20 protein-coding genes are annotated in these 24,149 nt (G+C 40.4%); 7 read left to right on the top strand and 13 right to left on the bottom strand.

The window, feature by feature from the left end; genetic code table 11:
* Nucleotides 1-272: 272 nt before the first annotated feature.
* From lysS to xerD, 5 genes are all read right to left on the bottom strand, one after another.
* The gene (lysS, locus tag RDV63_RS06285; protein ID WP_313908657.1) at nucleotides 273-1,793 is read right to left on the bottom strand and encodes a lysine--tRNA ligase; all 1,521 of its coding nucleotides are present in this window, start codon (nucleotides 1,791-1,793) and stop codon (nucleotides 273-275) included.
* 49 nt (nucleotides 1,794-1,842) lie between these two features.
* Nucleotides 1,843-2,941 (bottom strand): peptide chain release factor 2 gene (gene prfB, locus RDV63_RS06280; RefSeq protein WP_313908656.1). Its coding sequence is split into 2 segments (ribosomal slippage): nucleotides 1,843-2,865 and nucleotides 2,867-2,941, totalling 1,098 coding nucleotides; the frame shifts between segments, so codons are not numbered across the junction.
* 151 nt (nucleotides 2,942-3,092) lie between these two features.
* Nucleotides 3,093-4,835 (bottom strand): single-stranded-DNA-specific exonuclease RecJ, encoded by a 1,743-nt coding sequence (gene recJ / locus RDV63_RS06275; protein ID WP_313908655.1) that lies wholly within the window; start codon nucleotides 4,833-4,835, stop codon nucleotides 3,093-3,095.
* Nucleotides 4,836-4,840: 5 nt separating this feature from the next.
* Complete coding sequence (dsbC, locus tag RDV63_RS06270; protein ID WP_313908654.1) at nucleotides 4,841-5,563, bottom strand: bifunctional protein-disulfide isomerase/oxidoreductase DsbC; 723 nt, start codon at nucleotides 5,561-5,563, stop codon at nucleotides 4,841-4,843.
* Nucleotides 5,564-5,648: 85 nt separating this feature from the next.
* Nucleotides 5,649-6,593 (bottom strand): site-specific tyrosine recombinase XerD, encoded by a 945-nt coding sequence (gene xerD / locus RDV63_RS06265; protein ID WP_313908653.1) that lies wholly within the window; start codon nucleotides 6,591-6,593, stop codon nucleotides 5,649-5,651.
* Between the two features lie 136 nt (nucleotides 6,594-6,729).
* On the opposite strand from xerD, the gene fldB reads away from it, so the two are divergent.
* A complete protein-coding gene (gene fldB, locus RDV63_RS06260) occupies nucleotides 6,730-7,248 on the top strand; it encodes a flavodoxin FldB (protein ID WP_313908652.1) in 519 nt (172 codons plus the stop codon).
* Here the strand turns inward: fldB and RDV63_RS06255 are convergent.
* Entirely contained in the window at nucleotides 7,232-7,978 is a 747-nt protein-coding gene (locus RDV63_RS06255; RefSeq protein WP_313908651.1) for a tRNA1(Val) (adenine(37)-N6)-methyltransferase, read from the bottom strand. The two genes, fldB and RDV63_RS06255, sit on opposite strands and share 17 nt — an antisense overlap.
* Before the next feature lie 77 nt (nucleotides 7,979-8,055).
* Here RDV63_RS06255 and srmB point away from each other — a divergent pair, with 77 nt between their 5' ends.
* The 3 genes from srmB (at nucleotide 8,056) to RDV63_RS06240 (ending at nucleotide 12,161) form a co-directional block, all read left to right on the top strand.
* Entirely contained in the window at nucleotides 8,056-9,267 is a 1,212-nt protein-coding gene (srmB, locus tag RDV63_RS06250; RefSeq protein ID WP_313908650.1) for an ATP-dependent RNA helicase SrmB, read from the top strand.
* Between the two features lie 141 nt (nucleotides 9,268-9,408).
* On the top strand, nucleotides 9,409-10,482 hold the full coding sequence (locus tag RDV63_RS06245) for an LD-carboxypeptidase (RefSeq protein ID WP_313908649.1): 1,074 nt from the start codon (nucleotides 9,409-9,411) through the stop codon (nucleotides 10,480-10,482).
* 47 nt (nucleotides 10,483-10,529) lie between these two features.
* Nucleotides 10,530-12,161, top strand: coding sequence for an FMN-binding glutamate synthase family protein (locus tag RDV63_RS06240; RefSeq protein ID WP_313908648.1), 1,632 nt, complete (start codon nucleotides 10,530-10,532; stop codon nucleotides 12,159-12,161).
* A 53-nt stretch (nucleotides 12,162-12,214) separates the two neighbouring features.
* Here RDV63_RS06240 and yaaA read toward each other — a convergent pair whose 3' ends face one another.
* A complete protein-coding gene (gene yaaA, locus RDV63_RS06235) occupies nucleotides 12,215-12,991 on the bottom strand; it encodes a peroxide stress protein YaaA (protein WP_313908647.1) in 777 nt (258 codons plus the stop codon).
* Between the two features lie 14 nt (nucleotides 12,992-13,005).
* The gene (locus tag RDV63_RS06230; protein WP_313908646.1) at nucleotides 13,006-14,628 is read right to left on the bottom strand and encodes a response regulator; all 1,623 of its coding nucleotides are present in this window, start codon (nucleotides 14,626-14,628) and stop codon (nucleotides 13,006-13,008) included.
* A 197-nt stretch (nucleotides 14,629-14,825) separates the two neighbouring features.
* Between RDV63_RS06230 and tal the strand changes: the two genes are divergently transcribed.
* From tal to RDV63_RS06215, 3 genes are all read left to right on the top strand, one after another.
* Nucleotides 14,826-15,779, top strand: a complete 954-nt coding sequence (tal, locus tag RDV63_RS06225) for a transaldolase (RefSeq protein WP_313908645.1) — start codon at nucleotides 14,826-14,828, stop codon at nucleotides 15,777-15,779.
* A 59-nt stretch (nucleotides 15,780-15,838) separates the two neighbouring features.
* Nucleotides 15,839-17,461, top strand: a complete 1,623-nt coding sequence (gene pgi, locus RDV63_RS06220) for a glucose-6-phosphate isomerase (RefSeq protein ID WP_313908644.1) — start codon at nucleotides 15,839-15,841, stop codon at nucleotides 17,459-17,461.
* 124 nt (nucleotides 17,462-17,585) lie between these two features.
* Nucleotides 17,586-17,759 (top strand): DUF3545 family protein, encoded by a 174-nt coding sequence (locus RDV63_RS06215; RefSeq protein WP_313908643.1) that lies wholly within the window; start codon nucleotides 17,586-17,588, stop codon nucleotides 17,757-17,759.
* Nucleotides 17,760-17,832: 73 nt separating this feature from the next.
* Here the strand turns inward: RDV63_RS06215 and ung are convergent, their stop codons facing one another.
* The 5 genes from ung to RDV63_RS06190 form a co-directional block, all read right to left on the bottom strand.
* Entirely contained in the window at nucleotides 17,833-18,504 is a 672-nt protein-coding gene (ung, locus tag RDV63_RS06210) for a uracil-DNA glycosylase (protein ID WP_313908642.1), read from the bottom strand.
* Complete coding sequence (gene thrC / locus RDV63_RS06205) at nucleotides 18,504-19,787, bottom strand: threonine synthase (protein WP_313908641.1); 1,284 nt, start codon at nucleotides 19,785-19,787, stop codon at nucleotides 18,504-18,506. The genes ung and thrC overlap by 1 nt, the downstream gene beginning before the upstream one ends.
* Before the next feature lie 8 nt (nucleotides 19,788-19,795).
* The gene (gene thrB, locus RDV63_RS06200; RefSeq protein ID WP_313908640.1) at nucleotides 19,796-20,764 is read right to left on the bottom strand and encodes a homoserine kinase; all 969 of its coding nucleotides are present in this window, start codon (nucleotides 20,762-20,764) and stop codon (nucleotides 19,796-19,798) included.
* Between the two features lie 3 nt (nucleotides 20,765-20,767).
* The gene (gene thrA, locus RDV63_RS06195; RefSeq protein WP_409934853.1) at nucleotides 20,768-23,188 is read right to left on the bottom strand and encodes a bifunctional aspartate kinase/homoserine dehydrogenase I; all 2,421 of its coding nucleotides are present in this window, start codon (nucleotides 23,186-23,188) and stop codon (nucleotides 20,768-20,770) included.
* Nucleotides 23,189-23,565: 377 nt separating this feature from the next.
* Nucleotides 23,566-23,931: a response regulator gene (locus RDV63_RS06190; RefSeq protein ID WP_313908638.1), complete on the bottom strand. Its 366-nt coding sequence runs from the start codon at nucleotides 23,929-23,931 to the stop codon at nucleotides 23,566-23,568.
* Nucleotides 23,932-24,149: the final 218 nt, after the last annotated feature.

The raw sequence follows: 24,149 nt of genomic DNA, 5'->3' as shown, positions 1-24,149 counted from the left end.
ACATCTTGCTAAATTAACTCACATTTTTCGTTAAATCAATAACATCTTTGCTCTTTTGCGAAAAACCTTGGTGTGAAAGCGTGTTTTATGCCGCCTATTAAATTTGCAACATAAATTTAACCTAAAGCTGTATGTTTATCCAGTTAACGTAAAAATTGTATTGGAATTAAACTGAGTGATTAATGGGGTGTTATATATTAATAATAAGCAGCTGCTGGTAGGTATAATATATCAGGTATAAAAAAGCCCAGCGTTTGCTGGGCTTGGCTTATTTACTTGTCTTGTTGTAAGCGCATATGCGGGAACAAGATTACGTCACGGATAGACGCGGCGTCGGCTAGTAGCATAACTAAACGGTCTATACCTATGCCTTGGCCGGCTGTTGGTGGTAAACCATGCTCTAATGCGGTTACAAAGTCTTCATCGTAATACATGGCTTCGTCGTCACCGGCGTCTTTTTGAGCTACTTGCTCTAAGAAACGCGCTGCTTGATCTTCTGCATCGTTAAGCTCGCTAAAGCCATTACCTAGCTCGCGGCCACCAATAAAGAATTCAAAGCGGTCGGTAATTTCAGGGTTATCATCATTACGACGGGCTAATGGCGATACTTCTGCTGGGTATTCGGTAATAAAAGTAGGATGACGTAATTTCGTTTCTACTAATTCGTCGAATACTTCCATAAGAATACGGCCATGGCCATAATTGTCTTTAACTTCAATATTTAATGACTTAGCTAAAGCGGCAACAGCTTCACGGCTGTTTAACTGCTCGATGGTTAGCTCTGGATTATAGTGTAAAATAGACTCTGTCACTGACATACGCGCAAAAGGTTTACCAAAGTCAAACACTTCGCCTTGATATGGCACTTCAGTGCTGCCTAGTACGTCTAGCGCTAAGCCGCGGAATAACTTTTCGGTTAAGTCCATTAAGTCATTATAATCGGCATAGGCCCAGTAAAACTCTAACATGGTAAATTCTGGATTATGCCGTGTTGAAACACCTTCATTTCTAAAGTTACGGTTTAATTCAAATACCTTTTCAAAGCCGCCAACCACTAAGCGCTTTAAATATAACTCTGGCGCTATACGTAAAAACATTTGCATATCTAAGGCATTATGGTGGGTTTCAAACGGACGTGCCGATGCACCACCAGGAATGGCTTGCAGCATAGGGGTTTCAACTTCTAAAAAGCCTTCGTCATTAAAGAAACGACGGATATAAGCAACCGTTTTACTACGAATTAAAAAGGTATGGCGCGACTGTTCATTAGAGATAAGATCTAAATAACGCTGACGATAGCGCGCTTCATTATCGGTTAAACCATGAAACTTATCTGGCAATGGCCGCAACGCTTTGGTTAACAACCTGATATCACTTAACCATACTGTTAACTCGCCAGTTTGAGTTTTAAATAAATGGCCGGTCGCGCCAATAATGTCGCCTAGATCCCACTTTTTAAACTGGTCGTTATATACACCTTCTGGCAGGCTATCGCGGGCAACATATAGCTGAATTTTACCGCCCATATCGGCAATAGTGGTAAAGCTGGCTTTACCCATTATACGGCGGGTCATAATACGGCCACCTAGACTTACCGTTATTTTTTCTTGCTCTAGCTGCTCTTTGCTTAAGTGTTCGTATTTTGCAATAAGCTCACTTGATATGCTGTCACGACGAAAGTCATTAGGAAACATAAAGCCGGCTTCGCGCAGTGCTGCCAGCTTGTTTTTTCGCTCAGTAATCAGTTTATTTACGTCTTGGATTTCTGGTTGCGGTTGTACTGGTTCAGACATAGTGTTTTCCTGATTTAAAAGTGCACTGATTGCATAGTCTATAAAAGGTTTATAAGCCGGCTTTTAAGCTGGCTTGAATAAATTTATCTAAATCGCCGTCTAATACAGCTTGGGTATTACGTGTTTCTACACCGGTACGTAAGTCTTTAATACGTGAGTCATCTAAAACATAAGAGCGGATTTGGCTACCCCAGCCTATGTCTGACTTAGTGTCTTCTAATGCTTGTTTTTCAGCATTTTGCTTTTGCATTTCAAATTCGTATAACTTAGCCCTTAATTGTTTATAGGCATTGTCACGGTTTTTATGTTGTGATCTATCATTTTGACATTGCACAACGATATTAGTTGGTATGTGGGTAATACGTACGGCTGAATCTGTACGGTTAACGTGCTGACCACCCGCTCCTGATGCGCGATAGGTGTCTATGCGTAAATCGGCCGGATTAATGTCAATTTCTATATCGTCATCTATTTCTGGCGCAACAAACACCGATGCAAAAGAGGTATGTCGCCTATTGCCTGAGTCAAAGGGGCTTTTGCGCACTAAACGATGAACACCTGTTTCTGTGCGTAACCAGCCATAAGCATATTCACCACTAAATTTAATGGTACAGCCTTTAATGCCGGCGACATCGCCATCTGTTACTTCATAAATCTCTGGTTTAAAGCCTTTTTCTTCGCCCCAACGTAAATACATCCGCATAATAATGCTGGCCCAGTCTTGGGCTTCGGTGCCACCTGAGCCTGACTGAATATCTAAGTAACAATCACTGGCATCATGGTCGCCAGAAAACATGCGACGAAACTCAAGCTCGGCTAATTGCTGCTCTAATTCAGCTAATTCTGCCTTAGCTTCTTCAAAGGTTTCTTCGTCTTGCTCTTCAATAGCGAGTTCTAACAAACCGGCCACGTCTTCTAAACCTAAGTCTAGCTTATCAATGGTTTCAACAATTTGAGCTAAGGTTGAGCGCTCTTTACCTAAAGCTTGGGCTTTATCAGGGGTATTCCAGATCGCCGGATCTTCTAATTCCCGAGTTACTTCTTCTAAACGCTCTTTTCTGCCGTCATAGTCAAAGATACCCCCGAAGGATATCTGTGCGCTCTGTTAAATCTTTGATGCAGCTATTTATCGGATTCACTTCAAACATGTGCTAATTGTAACCTTGTAAGCAAGACTAAAAAATAAGCAGCAATTGTAGCAAAATTATTGGCAGCAGTGCAGCCATCTATTTAGCTATTTTCACTGGTATGCGAGGGTAAAGCTAAAATTTGTACTAAAACCAAACTTTGAAGGCTTATTTACTCTGTTATAGCAGCCATATGGCGAACAATTAACTGTAAGTTTTGCCGATCACGAAATTCATTAATATCTAACTGATAGGCTAATTTTACTTTATTGATATTAATATTAGGCCAAGTTTTATTATCGGCATTAAACCAAATAGCATCGACTAATTTACCATCAGAGGTTTGTAACATCATTTTTAAATGTTTATCTGCTAACATTTTTTGTGACATTAAACTAAATTCACCATCAAACACTGGCTCTGGAAAGCTTTGCCCCCAAGGGCCAGCGTCTTGCAATATTTGAGCAAAGTTAAGTTCAAAACAATCAGCCTCCAGTTCACCATCACTATAAATTATGGCCGTTAATTGCTCTGGGCTTAGTAGTTGTTTTGCCGTTAAGTTTAAAGCAACTTTAAAGGTATCTAAGCGGTCAGCATCAATAGTTAAGCCCGCTGCCATAGCATGGCCACCAAATTTTTTGATTAACCCCGGATACTGACTCGATATTTGCTCAAGTAAATCCCGAATATGTAAGCCAGCAATAGAGCGCGCTGAGCCTTTTAACTCGCCGTTATCACCTTGGGCAAAGGCAATTGTTGGCCGATGAAATTGCTCTTTAATCCTACCGGCTAAAATACCTATTACGCCTTGATGCCAGTCATGTTGATATAAACATAAACATTCCGGTAAATCTGTGCCGGTAAAAGACAGTTGCGATAAAAAAGCTTGTGCTTCAACTTGCATGCTTTGCTCAATAGCGCGTCTTTCTACGTTTAAGGCATCTAACTCGGCGGCATATTGTCTTGCTAAGCCAATATCAGAGGTTAGCAAACAGCTAATACCGATAGACATATCATCTAACCGACCGGCAGCATTTAACCTTGGGGCTAAGGCAAAGCCAAAATCAGCAGCCGTTAATTTTTCGGCGGTTCTGTTGGCAATATCAATTAAAGCCTGAATACCTGGGCGGCATTTACCGCTGCGAATACGCATTAGCCCCTGATGGACTAAAATCCGGTTATTACTATCTAAGGGCACTACGTCGGCGACTGTGCCTAAAGCAACTAAATCAAGCAGTTCTGCTAAATTTGGCTCGCTAATATTTTGCTTTGTAAAATACTGCTGCTGGCGTAAATGGCTTCGCAACGCCATTAATAAATAAAAAGCAACACCCACCCCTGCTAAAGCTTTGCTAGGAAACTCGCATCCAGGTTGATTAGGGTTAACAATAGCATCGGCATTTGGTAACTCGGCCCCGGCTAAGTGATGATCTGTTACTAACACCTTAACACCCGCTTGTTTAGCCAGTGCCACTCCCTCTATGGCAGAAATGCCATTATCAACAGTAATAATTAATTCGGCACCTTGGCCAACGGCTAGCTCGGCCATTTCTGCTGTTAAGCCATAGCCATATTCAAACCTATTCGGCACTAAGTATTCAACAAAGCGAAAGCCAAGCGCTTTAAGTCCTAACGATAATACCGCTGTGCTAGTAGCGCCATCGGCATCAAAGTCTCCTACTATAACAATTTGCTGTTGAGCAGATAAAGCTTGCTCTAAAAGCGCCACTGCAGTATCTATGCCTTTTAATGCTTGAAAAGGCAATAAACCCGCCGCACTGCGCTGAAGTTCATCTAGGGTTTTAATCCCTCTACTGGCATAGATCCGCTGTAAAACCGGATGGATATTGTCAGCTAACGGCGGCAGTACTTTAGGCAGCTGACGTTGTACTATCTGCCTTTTTACTACAGACATTTAACCTACCCTTGTTTTAATTGAGCTAATAATTGTGCTAACGGCTGATAACCCGGAATTAACCGACCACTTGGCAGCACTATTGCCGGAGTACCGCTAATACCAAAAGATTCACCGAGTTGATACTGCTGTTTAACTGAGTTGCTGCACATAGCCGGTGCCACTTTATCGCCTCTTTTCGCTGCATTCATTGCCGCTTTACTGTCTTTACTGCACCAAATATGCTGCATTTGTAAGAAAGTGGCAGATTGCTCACCACCACGAGGGAAAGCTAAATAGCGCACACTGATGCCCGCATCATTATAAGCTTGCATATCATTGTGTAATTTACGGCAATAACCACAAGTTGGATCCGTAAACACATCTATAATGTATTTTTCATTCTTAGCTTTATATAGGATCCCTTGATCGGTTATGCCGGCTAATTGCTGTTTAATAAAAGGTTGCATTAGGCTATCGTTTACTAACTCACGCTTAGTTAAATCGTATATTTTTCCGTCAACAAAAAACCGACCATCTTTAGAGCTAAAATATAAACCTTTATCAGTAAACACTTGTAATAAATCGGCAACAGGTGACTCTGAAATTGCCTTCACATTTAAGTTTAATAAACTAAACTGCTGCTGAACTTGCTGATAGTCGTTGTTTTCTGGTGCTGGATTATTAGCATTCACTACCGCAGAATTGATAAGACCAAAAGCAATTAAAGCCAACATTAATTTGTTCATAATTTTCCTATCATACATTTTAGCACTGTGCTGTAAGTGCTATTGAGGCGCAATATGTTCAATTGTACCCTATTAACCTAACGAGTTAACCCCGTGGGTGATGCTGTTGATGTAAACTTTGTAATCTTGCTTGCGCCACATGGGTATAAATTTGGGTTGTCGATAAATCGCTATGGCCTAGTAGCATTTGTACTACCCGCAAATCTGCACCATGATTTAGTAAATGGGTAGCAAAAGCATGCCGTAAGGTATGCGGCGATAATTCACTATTTACGCCAGCTACCTTTGCATAAAACTTAATACGATGCCAGAACGTTTGCCGCGTCATTTCTTGCGCTCGACTACTTGGGAACACCACTTCTAATGACCTGCCTGCTCTTAAACTTGGCCGTACTTCAATTAAATAGCGGTTTAACCAGTGCAAGGCTTCTTCACCCATAGGTACTAGTCGCTCTTTGTTGCCCTTACCTCGCACTCTAATTAAACCATGTTGCAAATTAAGCTGTTGCATAGCTAAGCTTGTCAGCTCTGACACCCGCAAGCCACTAGCATATAATATTTCTAACATGGCTTTATCGCGAAACTGTATTATCTCGCTGATATCAGGTGCATTAAGCAATAACTCAACATCATGCTCGGACAAGCTTTTAGGTAAACTTCGACCAATTTTCGGGTTTAAGGTTTGGGCCAATGGATTATCTAAGATCCGTTGTTGTTGATGTAAAAATGCATAAAACTGCCGCAAACTACTTAAAGCGCGAGAAGTACTGCGAGGGCTAAACTGCAAATCAACTCTTTGGGCTAAATACTGATTAATTACAGCACTATCTACAGCCGTTAATAACAGTTGTTGTTTGGCTAAAAAAAGAGCGAATTTTGTTAAATCAGTGCCATAGGCGTTGAGCGTATGTTGACTTAAGCCTTTTTCTAAAAATAAATGCTGTAAAAATTCAGCAATTATTGCTAAGTCTTCTGGATGCGGCTTAGCTTGCTTAGCCTTAGTTAAGCTGTTTTTTTGATCCGTTTTCATCCTGCTATGTTACCTGAAGCTATAAATAGCGCCAAGTCAGGATTTTGCCACGCTTTGGCTTCTGTTACACTAGCGCTGCATAATGATTACTTTGTTATTTTAATTACTTTTAACTTGGCCAGCTTGCGAGAACAGAATGAAAATCGGTTTATTTTATGGCTCAACTACTTGCTACACCGAAATAGTTGCAGAAAAAATTCAGGCATTAATAGGCGCAGAGCATGTAGAACTATGTAATATTAAGCAAGTTCCCTTAGCTAAAATGGCCGACTATGACATTCTTATTTTGGGTTTATCAACTTGGGATTTTGGTGAAATTCAAGAAGATTGGGAAGCGCACTGGCAAGATATTTCAGCTATTAATTTAACCGATAAAATTATCGCTATTTATGGCATGGGTGATCAAGTTGGCTATGCCGAGTGGTTTATTGATGCCGTTGGTATGTTGCATGACGAAATAGCGCCACAAAATACCAAACGGATTGGCTTTTGGTCTACTGAGGGCTATGACTTTATTGCCTCTAAAGCCATGACTGAAGATGGCGAATGGTTTTATGGCTTAGCTCTAGATGACGATAATCAATATGAATTGACCGATCAGCGCTTAAATGACTGGATTAACCAGATTTTAGAAGAAATTAGTCAGTTACTCTAGGCCGCTTAATAGCATCTGGAAACTTCAGATAAAAAGCGGCTAATAACTGTTGATACTCAGTGCTGTAGCTACCATCTAGATTATGGATCAACAATTGGCTATGGACAGCTTGTACCTTGCTGGTGCAGGTGGGCACTAAGCTAATTAAACTGCGATGAGCTTTATTTTGCTTTGTAAACACAACACAATGTTGTTGCAACTGCCAACCTAAACTTTGTGCTAACTGAATAAATTGCGCTATACCCTGATACGGCAAAACTAAAGCGAATACTCCCTGAGCATCTAGCAAGCTGGCAGCTTTTTTTAGCAAGCTATTAAAGGGTAAACTATCGGTATGTCTTGCTAACTGACGCCCAGATTGTTTAGCCGGCATTGAATGTTGAAAAAAAGGTGGATTAGACACAATTAAACGGTAACGTTCTGTAGGCCGATAGGCTAGAATATCGGCCGTGATTAAGCTAATGCTGTTTGGCCATGGGCTTAAGCTAATGTTTTCACGCCCTTGCTCTGCTGCTGCAGCGTCAAGCTCAATAGCAGTAATGGGTACTAAGCCTTGGCTACGTTGCGCCAGCATAAGACTAATTAAGCCGCTACCCGCGCCAATATCAAGAATATTACCTTGAGTAGGCAGTGGCGACCAAGCACCTAATAATAAACCGTCAGTGCCTACTTTCATCGCACAACGGTCGTGAGCAATATAAAACTGTTTACACTGAAAACCTGCTGACATCAGCACCTCCGGCCGCTAGTTTACGGCCTGAAGATGTAACTGTCACTGGCTAGCAACTTTTTGTTAAAGGATACATTATGAACTTTGCCGATTTTCAACTAGACGATGCGCTAAATCGTGCTATTTCTACTCGAGGCTATGAAGCGCCAACTATGATCCAAGAAATGGCCATTCCATTAGCGCTAGACGGCATAGATTTATTAGCTAGCGCACCTACTGGAACCGGAAAAACCTTAGCTTTTGTATTGCCAGCCATTCAATATTTATTAGACTTTGGCCGCAAAGATCCAGGTTTTGCTCGGGTTTTAGTGATGACACCCACCCGTGAGTTAGCCTACCAAATTTATAATGAGTTTAAATTTTTTAGTCAGCACACTACGCTAAATGTTGGCGTCATTACTGGTGGTATCAATTATGGCAGCCACAAAGACACCTTAGAAAAAAACAATGATATTTTAATAGCAACACCCGGCCGATTAACAGAATATTTAGATGAAGAAAGCTTTCAAGCCGATGAAGTAGAACTGCTTATTTTAGATGAAGCCGATCGGATGCTAGACATGGGTTTTGTTGGCGAGATGAATCGGATTATTTTAGAGGCACGGCGGCGTAGGCAAACTTTTTTATTCTCTGCTACTTTAGAAGGTGCAGCATTAGAGCGCTTTGCCTCACACGCATTAAAAGAGCCTAAACGCATTGAAGCCATTCCGTCACGTAAAGAAAATGCCAAAATATTACAATGGGTTCACTTAGCTGATGATGCAGAGCATAAGTTAGCCTTATTAATTCATTTGCTGCAACAAGACGATGTTACTAAAGCTATTGTCTTTATTAAAACTCGAGAGCGTTTAGCCAGTTTAACTGGTCAATTAGAAACGGCAGGCTTACGCTGTGCTTGGTTACAAGGCGAAATGCCACAAGACAAACGGATGCAAGCAGTTGAGCGTTTTAGCAGCGGCCGAGTATCTATTTTGTTAGCAACAGATATAGCTGCTCGTGGTTTAGATATGGATGATATTAGCCATGTTATTAACTTTGACATGCCCCGCACAGCCGATATTTATGTTCACCGTATTGGCCGTACTGGGCGGGCTGGCAAAAAAGGCATTGCAATTTCATTAGTTGAAGCCCACGACATGGCTATATTAGCTAAAGTAGAGCGTTATACTGAGCAACGTTTAAAAGCACGAGTTATTGAAGGATTAAAACCTAAACATAAAGCGGCCAAGATACCGGTTAAAAAGAAAAAAGTAGCCAAGAAAAAAGCAGCTAAAAAAGCTAAGAAGTAATAACTGCTACACCCTCTACTCTTTGCAGCTGCCACTTAGTAAGGGCAGCTGCTATCGTTTTTTATTCAGCTATAGTGTAATTTATACTTAAAACTGCTATTGATAAACACGCAGGTTTTATTCCCCTAATGGAGCTGTTTAATGGATAAGCGTCAATTTATTAAAAGCTGGGCTGTTGTCACCAGTTTATTACCTTTAGCCAGTTGCGCCAATGTATTTGCAGCCGGCAATAACCAACCTAATCAGTCTAGTTTAGCCAATAAACAATTATTACCTGTCGCAATAAATCCTGGCGATACCGTCGCTTTAGTTAGCCCCTCTAAAGCCACCGACAATTTACTTGATGTGCAAATAGCTACCGAAGTAATGCAAGCCTTAGGCTTAAAAGTAAAAATAAGCCAACATTTAACCTCGCGCCGTGGCCACTTAGCCGGCACCGATCAACAACGCGCAGACGATATTAACGCTATGTTTGCTGACACTGAAGTAAAAGCCATTATCTGCCTACGCGGTGGCTCTGGTGCTGCCCGTATCTTGCCTTTACTTAATTATGCCCTAATTAAACAACACCCTAAGATTTTATTAGGCTACTCTGATATTACCGCTCTACACAATGCTATTCATGCCCAAACAGGCTTAATTAGCTTTCATGGCCCTAATGGAACGGGTAGTTGGAACAGCTTTAATGCCGATCAATTTAGACGAGTATTTTTTGAACGCGAATTAATGCACTACGAAAATGTAATTGAAGCACGAGATGAGTTAGCCCCAAGAACTAATCGCATTATTACCATCAGAGGTGGCAAAACACAGGGCGAGATTATTGGCGGTAACTTAAGCGTGCTTACTTCTTTGGCTGGCTCGCCTTATTTGCCAGATTTTAGTAATAAAATTTTGTTTGTTGAAGATGTTCAAGAAGCCCCTTATCGTATTGATCGTATGTTAAGTACCTTAAAATTAATGGGTGCTTTGGATAAATTAGCAGGCTTTATTTTTGGTGACTGTACCGGATGTAATCCTATAGGTGGTTATGGCTGGTTAACTATGGATCAAATTTTTGACGACCATATTAAACCCCTAAATATTCCAGCCTATCGTGGAGCTATGATTGGCCATATTAAACAACAATTTATAGTCCCTGTAGGGGCCAAGGTGGAAATGGATGCCGATAAGGGTAGCTTTACACTCCTGCAATCGGTATTTCAATCGATATAATTTATCCGTTTATAGGGATAACTACCCTTTTAACAAGTGGAATTACTATGCGTCGTATTTTTGTTATTAGCTCTATTATTATTTTGGCTATTATTGGCCTAATTAGCTTGGTGTGGCAGCCTATTTTATGGGCCTTAATCATAATTATCCCATTAATTATTAGAGGCATAGTAGATATTTTCCAGCGTCATCACAGCTTATTGCGCAACTATCCTGTTGTTGGCCATGGCCGTTGGACTATGGAGTTTATTCGTCCCTTTGTCCGCCAATATTTATTTGAATCTGAAACCGATGGTGCGCCAATTAACCGTATGCATCGCTCAGTAATATACCAGCGAGCAAAAGGCAGCTTAGACTCTATCCCTTATGGCACTAAATTAGATACTCAGCGGGTCGGATATGAGTGGATTGGCCATTCTTTGGCAGCTAAACATCATTGTGCTCATGATCCTGTCACAAGAGTGACAGTAGGCGGCCCCCACTGTACTCAACCTTATGATGCTAGTATCTTTAATATTTCTGCTATGAGCTTTGGTGCCCTTAGCAGCAATGCGATTCGAGCCTTAAATAAAGGCGCTGCCTTAGGCGGATTTTATCATAATACTGGCGAGGGCAGTGTTAGCGACTATCACTTAGAATTTGGCGGTGATTTAGTCTGGCAAATAGGCACTGGCTATTTTGGCTGTCGTGATGCTAAAGGCAATTTTGCACCTGAAGCATTTCAAAAAGTAGCCACTAAACCATCTATTAAAATGATAGAAGTTAAATTATCTCAAGGTGCTAAACCGGGGCATGGCGGCATTTTACCTGCTCATAAAAATACTAATGAAATTGCCCGTATTCGCTTAGTCCAGCCTAATACCCAAGTCGACTCTCCGCCAAGCCATAGCGCTTTTAGCACGCCAAAAGAAATGCTGCACTTTATTCAGCAACTACGAGAATTATCTGGCGGTAAACCCGTTGGCATCAAGCTAGCTATTGGCCGAGTTAGCGAGTTTATTGCCCTTTGTAAAGCTATGGTAGAATTAAATTTAGCACCAGATTTTATTACAGTCGATGGTGGCGAAGGTGGTACAGGTGCCGCCCCTTTAGAGTTTGCTAACTCAATTGGCATGCCGTTACGGGAAGCCCTGGTTTTTGTTTGTGATGTATTAGTTGGTTTTAACTTAAAACAACATATTAAAGTTATTGCCAGTGGCAAAGTTTTTACTGGCTTTAATATTGTAAAAAACATAGCTGTAGGTGCCGATATTTGTAATAGCGCGCGGGGCATGATGGTTGCTCTTGGCTGCATTCAGTCTTTAGAGTGTCACACTAATAAATGTCCCACTGGCGTTGCCACCCAAAATCCTGCTTTGGTTCGAGGTTTAGTTGTTGAGTCTAAAGCCGAGCGCGTTGCTAGGTATCATAAAGAAACCGTTAAAGCCAGTATGGAGATGATTGCAGCGGCGGGATTACGCCATATGTCTGAGTTAAATCGATCTCACATCTTCCGCCGCATAAGTGAAACAGAAGTTAGGCGCTTTGATCAAATTTATAATAACTTATTGCCAGGTAGTTTATTAAACGGCTCGGCACCCGATAAGTTTGAGCAAGGCATGCGTGAATCTAGTGCTGAAAGCTTTATGCCTATACAGGTTTTAGAGCAAACTAAGCAAGGCCTAACAGCGGTTAATTAACCGCTGTTATTATAGCGTAGCTAATTGCCATCTCTTAACCGCTATGCCAAGAGTTACTCTTCGTTATGGCGCAAAAACACATAGTCTTTGTCTGTAGACTGCTCTGCGCTAAAGGCATAACCTGCAAGATTGAATTGTTTTAATTGTTCAGCAGAGGTCACTCTTTGCTGTATAGCATAGCGCGCCATAAGTCCCCGAGCTTTTTTTGCATAAAAACTAATAATTTTATACTGACCATTTTTAAAGTCTTTAAACACTGGCGTGATTATATTAGCCTTTAATAGCTTAGGTTTAACCGCTTTAAAGTACTCTTGCGAAGCTAAGTTAACTAGAGTCTGACTGTTTAAGCTTTCTAACTGGTTATTTAATTCTTTTGTGACAGTGTCGCCCCAAAATTCATATAAATTTTTTCCAACGTTATTCTCTAGTTTAGTACCCATTTCTAAGCGATAAGCTTGCATAAGATCCAGTGGCCGCAGTACCCCATATAAACCACTTAAAATACGCAAATGCTGTTGCGAAAAATCAACATCTTCTGCTGATAAGCTTGTCGCATCAAGCCCTTGATACACATCACCATTAAACATAAACAAAGCAGCTTTTGCATTATCTAAAGTAAAGGGAGGTTGCCATTGGCCAAAGCGGGCTGCATTTAGTCCCGCTAACTTATCGCTAATGCTCATTAATGAGGCTAATTCAGTAGGCGTTAACTGCTGGCAAATTTTAACTAACTGTTTGGCTTGGTTTAGCAAACTTGGCTGAGTAAAAGCATATTGCTCAGCTAACGGCGTTAGATCTAAATCTTTAGCCGGTGATACAACCATTAGCATAATAAAGTCCTATTTTAATTTAAATAAATTACGGGTAATGCTGATATTAACTTACTAAGCCTTTGTTGTTGAGCAACCGTTAAGTCGGTGGTATTAAGGCTAGCTAGTAATGCTTCTGTGAGTTGTTTTAGCGCTTTATGGCCGGGCACTTCTGTTAATACCTGCAATAGACTTAAGCTATTTTTAACATTATAGGGGATCAGTAAAAAAGCTTGCCGCAGCTTAACTAAAGCTGATTTAACCTGCCCTTCTTGAACATCTGCTATTCCAGCTTTATGCCAGTCATGACTTTTGCTTTTAAACTTTTGATACTGTTCAAGCAGCAATTTAGCTTGTAAGTCTTGCCAATTGGCTCTATGCGGATCTATAGCAAAGGTGGAACCTTGTAATTGCCGAATAATCTTATCTGCTAAGTTGGTATCAGCAAAAGCCAAACATAATAAGCTGTAGTCAAAATAGGCCGTTTTACTAATAGTGACATTATCTAAACTTAGCTGTAAGCGCTGGTAATCTCGTAACGCTTTATCCATATTGCCGTTTAGAATGAGTAACCTTATTTGTAATAATGTTATATCACAGCTTAAGTTCAGCGTTTGTAGCTTTTGCGGCATACTTGCTAAGGCATCTTCGGCTTTTTTTAACACTTGATTAAAACTAGCAATATCTGCCTGAGCCGCTTTATTAATTAATAATCGACTAAGCTGCAGGTAGTACTCTGGGTTATCAAAACCAGAAAAACGATATTGTTGAATTAATTTCTGCCAGTAATCACAGGCTTTATCATAATCTTGTACTAGCTCATGGCTAACGGCAACTAGGCAATGGGCATTAACATTATTTGGCTGTAAACGAAGTAAGTCGGCTAATAAAGACTGGGCTGCACTCACCTTAGATTGTGTTAGGTGCAACTGGCACAGCCACTGCAAAGCTTCTGGTTTAGCCTGTTCTTGCTCAATTAATTGGTTTAATAGCGCTTCGGCCGATTCTACTTCTTGTAATTGTACTAAAGATGCAGCTAAGCCAAGCTTAGCCCAAGTAAAATCTCGCTGTTGTAATATTTTATGGTACAGCTGTTTAGCTGCAGCAAACTGCTGTTGAGCTAATAATATTTCCCCTTTATAGCGTAACGCTAGTAATGCACTAGTGGCTGCCGATTTAATAACACTATCTAGTTCTTGATGAACCTGCTCTAGATGCTGTAACTCTAGCGCTTGATATACTTTGCGCAAGCTGGACCTTTGCTTCCATGCTTGAGCTAAACATTTTTCTAATTTTATGTAAGAAAATGGTTTAAGTATAAAGGCATCTGGCTGACCTTGTAGTAAAGCTAGTTCCGCTAACTGTACCGGTTCATCATTAATAAGCACAAAACAACAGCTGTACTTTAATAGCTTTTGTTGCAATAAATTAGCCTGTAATTGCAAGCCATTTTGATTGTCACCTATTTGAAAATCTGCGACTATAAAATCAAATTTACTCTGCTCCGCTGCTTGTAAAGCTAAGTTAGCATCAGCTACAGCCGTTATTTGGCTAAAGCCTATCTGTTGCAGCATACCTTTAATAGATACGCGCACAGAGGTGTTGTCTTGTACTAATAAGATTTTTTTACTATTGTAAAAGCTGTCTTTAAAGATCATTTTGACTCATCTTTTATCTTATTTAGCGATAATAGCATACTGCACCTAACCCCAGTAAAAATGGCAATATAATAACTAAGCTGCCGGCACGCAATGCCTTTATAATTAAATTACAGATTAAGCATATTTATGTTGTGTTTATATCATCTAATCAGCTAGTTTAGGTGTTTCTTTCTCTTTATTCTTGGTATTTAAGCATGCAGATAGATTTATTAACCCAATTAAAAGCCGTAACAACTGTCGTTGTTGACAGCGGTGATTTGACTGCCATTGAACAATTTAGACCCATTGATGCTACCACTAATCCAAGCTTACTACTTAATGCCAGTCAATTAGACTTTGCAAAACCCACTCTAAAGCAAGCGATTATTTATGCTAAATCTAAGCATAATAACCCTAAAGACCAATTAAATTTAGCTTGTGATAAATTTGCGGTAGATATTGGCACTGCTATTAGTAAGTTGATACCTGGTAGAGTTTCAACCGAAGTAGATGCTAGGTTGTCATTTAATACTGCAGCCACTATTGAAAAAGCTAAAAAACTAATAGCCTTATACCAAGAAAATGGTATAGCCGCAGAGCGCATTTTAATTAAAATCGCATCAACTTGGGAAGGGATCCAGGCTGCGCGCCAACTTGAGCAACAAGGCATCCAGTGCAACCTAACTTTATTGTTTCATTTGGCACAAGCTAGAGCCTGTGCTGAAGCTAAGGTGTTTTTAATTTCGCCTTTTGTTGGCCGCATTTTAGATTGGCACAAAGCCCATACTCAGCAAGACTATACAGCAGAAACTGATCCTGGGGTGTTATCGGTACGAGAAATATACCAGTTTTATAAAAGTCATGACTTTAACACTATAGTTATGGGTGCGAGCTTTCGTAATATAGACGAGGTACTAGCTTTAGCTGGCTGTGATCGCTTAACTATTAGCCCAAGCTTACTAGCAGAGCTGGCGAAAAAACAAGGTAAGTTACAAGTACATTTACAGCCTAATGTCACTAAAACTGCCGCGCCTCACCCTATGACAGAAGCAGAGTTTCGCTGGGCACTGAATGATGATGCTATGGCAACCGAAAAGCTAGCCGAAGGGATTAGAAAGTTTGCAATTGACCAAATTAAGCTAGAAAAATCAATTCAAGACACACTTTAACCAAGCATCAAATAGCAACTTGTATTATTATAGCCAGTCGTAATTTAAGGGAGTGATTTATGTCGGGTAATATTTGGTCTGCACTGGCCAGGCAGGCTAAACAGCAAGGATCTTTACGTCAAGCCTTTACTGATGATCCTAATCGAGCTGATAAATTTAGTGTCACCGCCGGTAATATCGTACTTGATTATTCGAAAAATTTAATAGACCAGACCAGCTGGGCACTATTGCAAGACTTAGCCCAGCAAAGTTCAATAAAAAGCACCTTAGCGCGGATGTTAACTGGAGATAAAATTAATATCACCGAGCAGCGCGCTGTCTGGCATATGCTATTACGTAAAAAAGATCTAACTGCTCTCACCCCTGAACAAAGTGTGGTTGCTAATGACATTTTAGATTGTCGCAACAAAATGGCTCAGTTAGTTAAACAACTGCATGCTAAAGAATACCTAGGCTATACTGGTCAAGCTATCACTGATGTAATTTGGATAGGAGTTGGTGGCTCTTTGCTTGGCCCCCAAGTGGCGGTAGAAGCCTTAACGCCTTATCACTGTAAGCATATTAAGCTACATTTTGTTGGTAATATAGATCCCGTTGTAGTGCACGATGTATTAGCAAAGTTAACGCCGGCAACAACTTTAGTTTGTGTGGCTTCCAAATCCTTTGGTACCGAAGAAAGCATCATTAATGGCTTAATGGTTAAGCAATGGTTTACTGATCATGGCGCTAATACGGCAGCTATTAGCCAACATTTTTGGGCAGCAACAGCCAATATTGCAGCGGCTACTGAATTTGGCATAGCCGAGCAACATATTCTCCCGCTATGGGATTGGGTTGGCGGTCGCTTCTCAGTTTGGTCTGCTATTGGTTTACCGGTTGCCATTATGGTGGGTAATGATCAGTTTAATGAGTTTTTAGCCGGCGCTGAGGCAATGGATCAGCACTTTATTGAAACACCTTTTGCCAGCAATATGCCGGTTATTCTTGCATTATTAGGTATTTGGTATGTCAACGGTTTTGGTTGTCAAAGCCAAGCTATATTACCGTACAGTCATTATCTGCGCTTACTTCCTAGCTATATTCAACAATTGGATATGGAGTCTAATGGCAAAAGTATAAAACTAGATGGTCATAACGTAAGCTATGCCACAGCTCCAGTAATATGGGGCGATGCCGGTACTAATGGTCAGCATGCTTATCATCAATTATTGCATCAAAGTGGCTTAATTGTTCCAGCTGATTTTATTTTACCCATGCAAGCACAACACCAACACAGTGAGCAGCATCAGCGTTTAGCGGCCCATTGCTTTGCTCAAACACAAGCCCTTATGCAAGGTAAAACCTTTACCGAAGCCTATCAAGAATGTTTAAGTGAAACTAACAGCCCTGAACAGGCAGCCGCTTTGGCGGTGCATAAGGTTTCAGCAGGCAACAAACCCAGCAATACCCTATTGTTACCCACGCTTTCCCCTTATTATTTAGGTAGTCTTATTGCTCTTTATGAACATAAGACTTTTTGCCAAGGTGTTATTTGGCAAGTAAATTCATTTGATCAATGGGGAGTAGAGCTAGGTAAACAGTTATCAAAGCCTATTTTACAGGCGTTAAATGGTAGCTCTAGCCAAAGCTTAGATTGTTCTACTCAAGGCTTAATTCGTCGCTTTTTAGCCGCGACTAGTTAAAGGGTTTGTATTTCTTAGGTTTTTAATTAGCTAGCTGTCATTTAGTTGTCACTTTATTGTTTTAATATCGTCAAAAGTATGCTAAACATTTTGTTGACAATAACAACTATCAGAGAGGCCAATAATGGAAAGCTTCGAAGACTTACTGAATACGTTGGAACGGCCAGCTGTTAAACCGCAAGCCGTAAAGCAAAAATGGCGCGAAATAGAATTGTTAAAAGAGCGCCAACGTCTTAAACAAGAACTGGCAGAATTAGATTGGACACTAGAGTCTGCATTAACTGATCTGGATATTTAACTATAATTCAATAAAGCATCACTAAAGCGTTAGGTAAAATACAACCTAGCGCTTTTTATTACCATTAAACTACTTATTTTAATACTGTAGGTAATTGCCAATTTATGGCTGTTTTACCCTGTTGCGATAGATATTGATTAGTTTGTTTAAAATGATTACAGCCGAAAAAACCTCGATGAGCAGATAAAGGTGACGGATGCGGTGCCGTTAAAATTAAATGGCGCTGACGGTCTATTAACTTAACTTTCTTTTCTGCATTGGCTCCCCAGAGTAAAAACACTATACCTTCACAATGCTGATTAATCTGTTCAATAACATGATCAGTAAAGCGCTGCCAACCTAACTTTTTATGTGAGTTAGGTTTAGTTGCTACAACAGATAATACCGTATTAAGTAATAAAACCCCTTGTTCTGCCCAAGCGGTTAAATGGCCATGCTCTGGTATAATAAAATCGTCATACTCTAGTGCTAACTCTTTATAAATATTTCGCAAAGATGGCGGTATTTTTACACCTGACCGAACAGAAAAAGCTAAACCATGGGCTTGATTAGGGCCATGGTAAGGATCTTGACCTAAGATCACCACTTTAAGCTGGGCTAAATTAGTCAGTTTAAAGGCAGCAAACATATCACTTTGTGGTGGATAAATAACCTGACCTGCAAGTCTTGCTTGCTGTACTTTTTGTAATAGCTGAACAAAGTACTCTTGTTGCTTTTCTGCGGCTAATAGTTGCTGCCAAGACATTAAGCAGGCTCCAAAGCAGTCAAAATTAAGCGTAAAGCGGCAAAGTCTGCAGCAATATCAACACTTAAACTTTGTTCTACAGCAGATCGCGCTAAGGTTTCAGGCAAGCCTATAGGTGTGCCTAGTATATTTTCAACTTGCTCTTTAAATTTAGCCGGATGAGCTGTACCAAGAAAAACACCCACTTCATCATCAGCCAAACTGCGCTTTAACGCTTTGTAAGCAACAGCAGCATGTGGCTCACTCGTATAACCCGCTTGCGCAAGTTGCTTAACACCCAGTTGAGTATCGTCTTCATCTACAGCAAAGGTTTCAATATCAGATCGTTGGATTACCCCTTGTGCTAACAGTGCCTCTATCCGCGGCCAGTTATTCGGCGCACTAACATCCATTGCATTAGACAAAGTGGCAACCGTTGGTTTTGGCTGCCACTGACCACTGCGCCAATAACGTGGTACGGTGTCATTAGCATTTGTAGCGGCTAATAATCGCTTAATAGGTAAACCTAAGGCTTTGGCAATTAAACCTGCGGTTAAATTACCAAAGTTACCACTTGGCACTGCAAAAACAACCTGATTACGCTGAGCAACAGGCAGTTGTGCTACAGCTTCAAAGTAGTAACAAACTTGAGCAAATAGTCGGCTAATATTAATAGAGTTAGCTGAATTAATATTTAACTGTTTGACTAAATCTGTTTGTTCAAATACTTGTTTAACTAAGGCTTGGCATTGATCAAAGTCACCATCTACGGCAAGGGCAGTAATATTATGACCTAAAGTTGTAAACAGCTTTTCTTGCAAATGACTAATTTTGCCTTTAGGAAATAAAATAACAACTTTAACTCCAGCTTGCTGATAAAAAGCGTGAGCTACTGCCGCGCCTGTATCACCAGATGTTGCAGTAACAATAGTGGTGTTTTTTCCTTGTTGGGCTTTAGCTAAGGCTTGCGCCATAAACCTAGCACCAAAGTCTTTAAACGCCAATGTAGGGCCATGAAAAAGCTCTAAACAGCTAATGCTATCGCTAATTGGATTTAAAGGTGCAGGAAAAGTAAAGGCAGCAGTGACCATGGTCTCTACTTCAGCAAAGCTTAATTCCTCGCCTATTAGCGCTTTAAGTATATGGCTACTACGCTCTACAAATGGCATAGCTAGTAGCTTTTCTATATCAAGCTTTGGCCATGATGTTGGAAAAAACAATCCTTGCTGCTGACCTAAGCCTTGTCGTACTGCTTGTAAAAAACTAACTTGCTCTGTCGCAAGCTTAATATTTGTTAACAACATAAGGTTTCCTAAAGTACTCTTGCGCCCACAGACGACAAGGTACAAATTTGCGTGATCGCATCTTGATTCTTTGCATAATGCCGCGTTAAATAAGTCGCTGCAATACTTGCTTGCTGTTGTGTTTGGCAAACAGCAAATAAAGTAGGGCCAGCACCAGAAATACCTAAATGAGCAATACCTTCAGCTTGTAAGTCTAAGCGCAACTTGGTTAATTCTGGGATCAGAGCAATACGGTAAGGTTCGGCCATCACATCTTGTAAGGCGGCTAATGCTTCTGTTTCATCTTGCTGATATAAGGCTGCAATAAAACGACTTAACATGCCGGCGAATAATATACTTTGTGCCAGCGAGATTTGTTTTGGTAACACCTCCCTGGCTGCTTTTGTCGACAATACAGTTCCAGGGTAACACAACACTACACGCCAATGCTCAAACCAAGGTAAGGCTCGGCAAAGCTGCTGGCTTTGCGGTAACATTAGTTGCAAACCGCCCAAGTAAGATGGGGCTACATTATCATAATGGACGCTACCACTAACCTGACCTTCTGCTTCTGCCATTAATTGCAATAACTCTGTTTTGGCCAGCGGTGAACCAAAATAATCATTAAAAGCAAAACAAGCAACCACAATAGAACACGCACTGGAACCTAAACCACTACCTACAGGTAGATTTTTATATAAGCGTAAACCTAATCTTGGTAGTGGCTTGCCAAGTTTTTTTTCAAAAGCATAAAAACAACTAAGCACTAAGTTAGTACTATTATCACTTGGCAACTGATGTTGGTAACGCCCTGTGATCTCTAAGCTCATTTGGCTTTGTTCGGCACAAATTTCTAACACATCGCCCAACAACTCACCACTAACCGGCTCAAAAGCCGCCCCTAATAAATCAAAGCCAACTGAAAAGTTGCCTGTTGACGCTGGTGCATAATAGCGCTTATTGATCACTGCACGACTAGGTACTGTTTTTTCTAACATAATTTATACCTGCTGCTGCCAACCTAGAGTGCGCATAACATCACTAAATACCCCTGCCGAAGTTACAGCAGCACCTGCGCCATAGCCACGTAATACAAAGGGAATAGGCTGATAATAACGACTATGAATAGCTAGTGCATTCTCGCCATCTTTTACTTTTGCCAGTGGATGATCTGCAGCTAACGCTTTAATAGCCACTTGACATTTTCCTGCACGAATTTCACCAACATAGCGTAATACTTTCCCTGCAGCTTTAGCCTCGGCAATACGCTGAGCAAAGGCTGTATTTAAGCTTGGCAATTGTGCTAAAAAGCTATCAGTGTCTAAACCTTTAGCAAAATCTACTGGTAACACCGATTCCACCACAACATCTTCTAGTTCCAATGTCATCCCTGCTTCTCGGGCTAAAATAAGCAACTTTCTTGCGACATCCATACCCGATAAATCATCACGTGGATCCGGCTCGGTAAAACCAAGACTCCGTGCTTTAATAGTAACATCTGATAAGCTTATACCAGCTTCAAGTTCACCAAAAATATAAGATAAAGAGCCAGATAAAATGCCTTCAAACGCCTGTAGCTCATCACCCGCATTTAATAAGCCTTGCAAAGTGTCAATAACGGGTAAGCCCGCCCCTACTGTAGTTTCATATAAAAACCGTCGACGATGCTGCTGAGCTAATAATCGAAGTTGCTGATAATATTCTAACGAAGCGGTATTGGCTTTTTTATTTGGCGTAACAATATGAAAGCCAGCCTGAATAAATTCAGCATACTGATTAGCAATATAATCAGAGCTAGTGCAATCTATTAATACCGGATTAGTTAAGTGTTGCTGCTGCACAAAGTCTTGCAGCTTGGTAATAGAAAACTGCTCTGTTGCTTTAGTGAGTTGCGCCGGCCAATCTTGTAACTCTATCCCCTCTTTTTGCAGCAATAAAGCCTTGCTGTTGGCTATACCATATACTGTTAACTTCACTTGACGATTGTGTAAAAATGCTTGTTGACGCTGAAACTGCTGCAACAACTCTTTGCCTACCACACCACAACCGACCAAAAACACATCTATGCTTGGTACTTGGCTAAAGAAGTTTTCATGACAGACTTTTACTGCATTACGGCACGCCGACTGCTCTACCACAGCTGAAATTGACCGCTCACTACTATCTTGTGCTATTGCTACCACGTTCACCCTCGCTTGTGCTAAAGAGGCAAAAAACTTTGCGGCCACACCTCTGTGCTGACGCATACCATCACCGACTAAACTGACTATTGCCATATCTTCTAATATAGTTAAAGGCCTTAATAAACCGGTTTGTAACTCTAGGGCAAACTCTTGCTCTAGCGCACTTTTTGCTGCCTTTAATGATAATTTGGATGCACAAAAACTAATGCTATATTCAGATGATGATTGAGTAATAAGGTTTAATGATATTTGGCTTTTAGCCATAGCCGAAAAAACTCGGCTGGCCATTCCCACTACACCTTTTAAACCTGGCCCTGAGACAGTGATTAGCGATATATGTTCTAAACTTGAAATTCCTTTAACTAAAGAATCACCTATTCCATTATTATGAATACAAGTGCCTGGGGCTGCTGGATTTAAAGTGTTTTTTATAAAGCACGGGATCTGATATTGAGCTAAAGGCCCTATAGTTTTGGGGTGTAACACTTTAGCGCCAAAATAAGATAGCTCCATAGCTTCGTCATAAGATAATTTATCTATTAATTTTGCTTGTTTAACCTGCCGCGGGTCAGCACTATAGACACCATTAACATCAGTCCAAATCTCACAAGCTGTCGCCTTTAAACTAGCGGCAATGATCGCAGCCGAGTAATCAGAACCATTACGGCCTAATAAACATAGTTCACCTTGACTATTAGATGAGATAAAACCCGCGATAACATAAACTTGCCCTTGCTGCTGGCCGATAGCCTGCTTCACTAAAGGCGCGGTTAAAGCTATATCCGCGCTACCATTTAGGTAGTCACCATGGCTTTTTATTAAGCTAAATGCATCTAAAGCTACTGCCGTTAACTCAGCTGCTGATAATACGGCCGTCATTAAAGCAACACTAAACTGCTCACCTAAACCTAGCATTTGTGCTTGCACATGGTCTGGACAATAACGTAGCAATTGAATACCGGTTAAATTCTCTGTTAACAGTTGCTGCTGCTGCTTAATTAACTGCTGAATATTGCCAGTTTTAAGCTGAGTATAATGTTGAGCGGCATCGCTAACTAACTGCTGATAACGCTGTATAAGCTGTTGTAGTACTGGTTGAAAATCTTTGCCTTCGGCGGCTATATCGACTAACTCTACTAAGCTATTGGTAACACCTTGAGGTGCTGATAGTACTAAGCAAATAGTCTCTACTACACTTTGTTGTTTGACTATTGCCACAACATCTTTAAAGCGTTCCACTGACGCCAACGATGACCCTCCAAACTTTAATACCCTCATACTAGATCCTTATTCTGTTACATAGTGTTATCGTCAGTTAGAGCAGAAACGGGTTATTTACTGCTGAACAAAGTTTTTATAGCAAAAAAAAACCCGCGACACTTGAGGCCACGGGTTTTATAACAACACACCACAGACCTCCTACCCCGCAGGGTTGGTGGTAATAATCATGGTGAGTGTGCATACATTTATTTTCATGACACCACTATACACAGACATTTAGACGGCTGTCAATGCTAACTCAATGTAAAAACAACTAATACTTACACCTACTCAATTGCAACATAATAGTATTAAAAATAATTTAAACGCTAACAAAAATAAAACAATTAAATTCTTTAAATCAAACCATATTTCTGCAATATGGCGGTTATTTTCTCTGAGGTCGCTGGTTTTTGAATAAAAGCTAAGGCCCCTAACTCCATCACTCTTTTTTGCATTTCCGGTTGGATATCAGCAGAAACAACAATCACAAAACAATCCATCTTTGCTGAGTGAATGGCCTCTAGCACACCAATTCCATCTAATTTAGGCATGGTTAAATCAAGAAATACTAAACCTATTTCTTGAGAGTTTAAAATCTCTAATGCTTGGATCCCGTCTGAAGCAGTAACGATTTCAGCATCAAAATTTGGGGGTAATGATTTTTTTAGTTGGTTACGCGCTAACATAGAGTCATCACATATTAATGCGGTTAAATCCATATACAGCAGCCTATTAATTTAGTCATTTAATGGAACTTAATAAAAAATATATCAGCAATACTATATAAAGCAACTGTTGTTAACTAAGTTAACCCTCTTTGCAATATTGACGTTACTTTACCCTTTTAGTTTTAAATTTGCATCTGAACGGGGTAAAGATTATAAAATCAGTCAATAATTAAGCTAAGTAAAAATAAACTGGCTATTTCCAATTGTAT

The sequence above is a fragment of the Rheinheimera sp. MMS21-TC3 genome, from assembly GCF_032229285.1.
In the GTDB taxonomy this organism is placed as follows: Bacteria; Pseudomonadota; Gammaproteobacteria; order Enterobacterales; family Alteromonadaceae; genus Alishewanella.
Note: the sequence above shows the minus strand (reverse complement) of the source record. Positions and strands in the feature narration are given on the sequence as shown.

Coding starts and splice junctions, on each gene's coding strand:
- lysS (WP_313908657.1), bottom strand. CDS start 1,793: ATGTCTGAACCAGTACAACCGCAACCAGAAATCCAAGACGTAAATAAA.
- recJ (WP_313908655.1), bottom strand. CDS start 4,835: ATGTCTGTAGTAAAAAGGCAGATAGTACAACGTCAGCTGCCTAAAGTA.
- dsbC (WP_313908654.1), bottom strand. CDS start 5,563: ATGAACAAATTAATGTTGGCTTTAATTGCTTTTGGTCTTATCAATTCT.
- xerD (WP_313908653.1), bottom strand. CDS start 6,593: ATGAAAACGGATCAAAAAAACAGCTTAACTAAGGCTAAGCAAGCTAAG.
- fldB (WP_313908652.1), top strand. CDS start 6,730: ATGAAAATCGGTTTATTTTATGGCTCAACTACTTGCTACACCGAAATA.
- RDV63_RS06255 (WP_313908651.1), bottom strand. CDS start 7,978: ATGTCAGCAGGTTTTCAGTGTAAACAGTTTTATATTGCTCACGACCGT.
- srmB (WP_313908650.1), top strand. CDS start 8,056: ATGAACTTTGCCGATTTTCAACTAGACGATGCGCTAAATCGTGCTATT.
- RDV63_RS06245 (WP_313908649.1), top strand. CDS start 9,409: ATGGATAAGCGTCAATTTATTAAAAGCTGGGCTGTTGTCACCAGTTTA.
- RDV63_RS06240 (WP_313908648.1), top strand. CDS start 10,530: ATGCGTCGTATTTTTGTTATTAGCTCTATTATTATTTTGGCTATTATT.
- yaaA (WP_313908647.1), bottom strand. CDS start 12,991: ATGCTAATGGTTGTATCACCGGCTAAAGATTTAGATCTAACGCCGTTA.
- RDV63_RS06230 (WP_313908646.1), bottom strand. CDS start 14,628: ATGATCTTTAAAGACAGCTTTTACAATAGTAAAAAAATCTTATTAGTA.
- tal (WP_313908645.1), top strand. CDS start 14,826: ATGCAGATAGATTTATTAACCCAATTAAAAGCCGTAACAACTGTCGTT.
- pgi (WP_313908644.1), top strand. CDS start 15,839: ATGTCGGGTAATATTTGGTCTGCACTGGCCAGGCAGGCTAAACAGCAA.
- RDV63_RS06215 (WP_313908643.1), top strand. CDS start 17,586: ATGGAAAGCTTCGAAGACTTACTGAATACGTTGGAACGGCCAGCTGTT.
- ung (WP_313908642.1), bottom strand. CDS start 18,504: ATGTCTTGGCAGCAACTATTAGCCGCAGAAAAGCAACAAGAGTACTTT.
- thrC (WP_313908641.1), bottom strand. CDS start 19,787: ATGTTGTTAACAAATATTAAGCTTGCGACAGAGCAAGTTAGTTTTTTA.
- thrB (WP_313908640.1), bottom strand. CDS start 20,764: ATGTTAGAAAAAACAGTACCTAGTCGTGCAGTGATCAATAAGCGCTAT.
- RDV63_RS06190 (WP_313908638.1), bottom strand. CDS start 23,931: ATGGATTTAACCGCATTAATATGTGATGACTCTATGTTAGCGCGTAAC.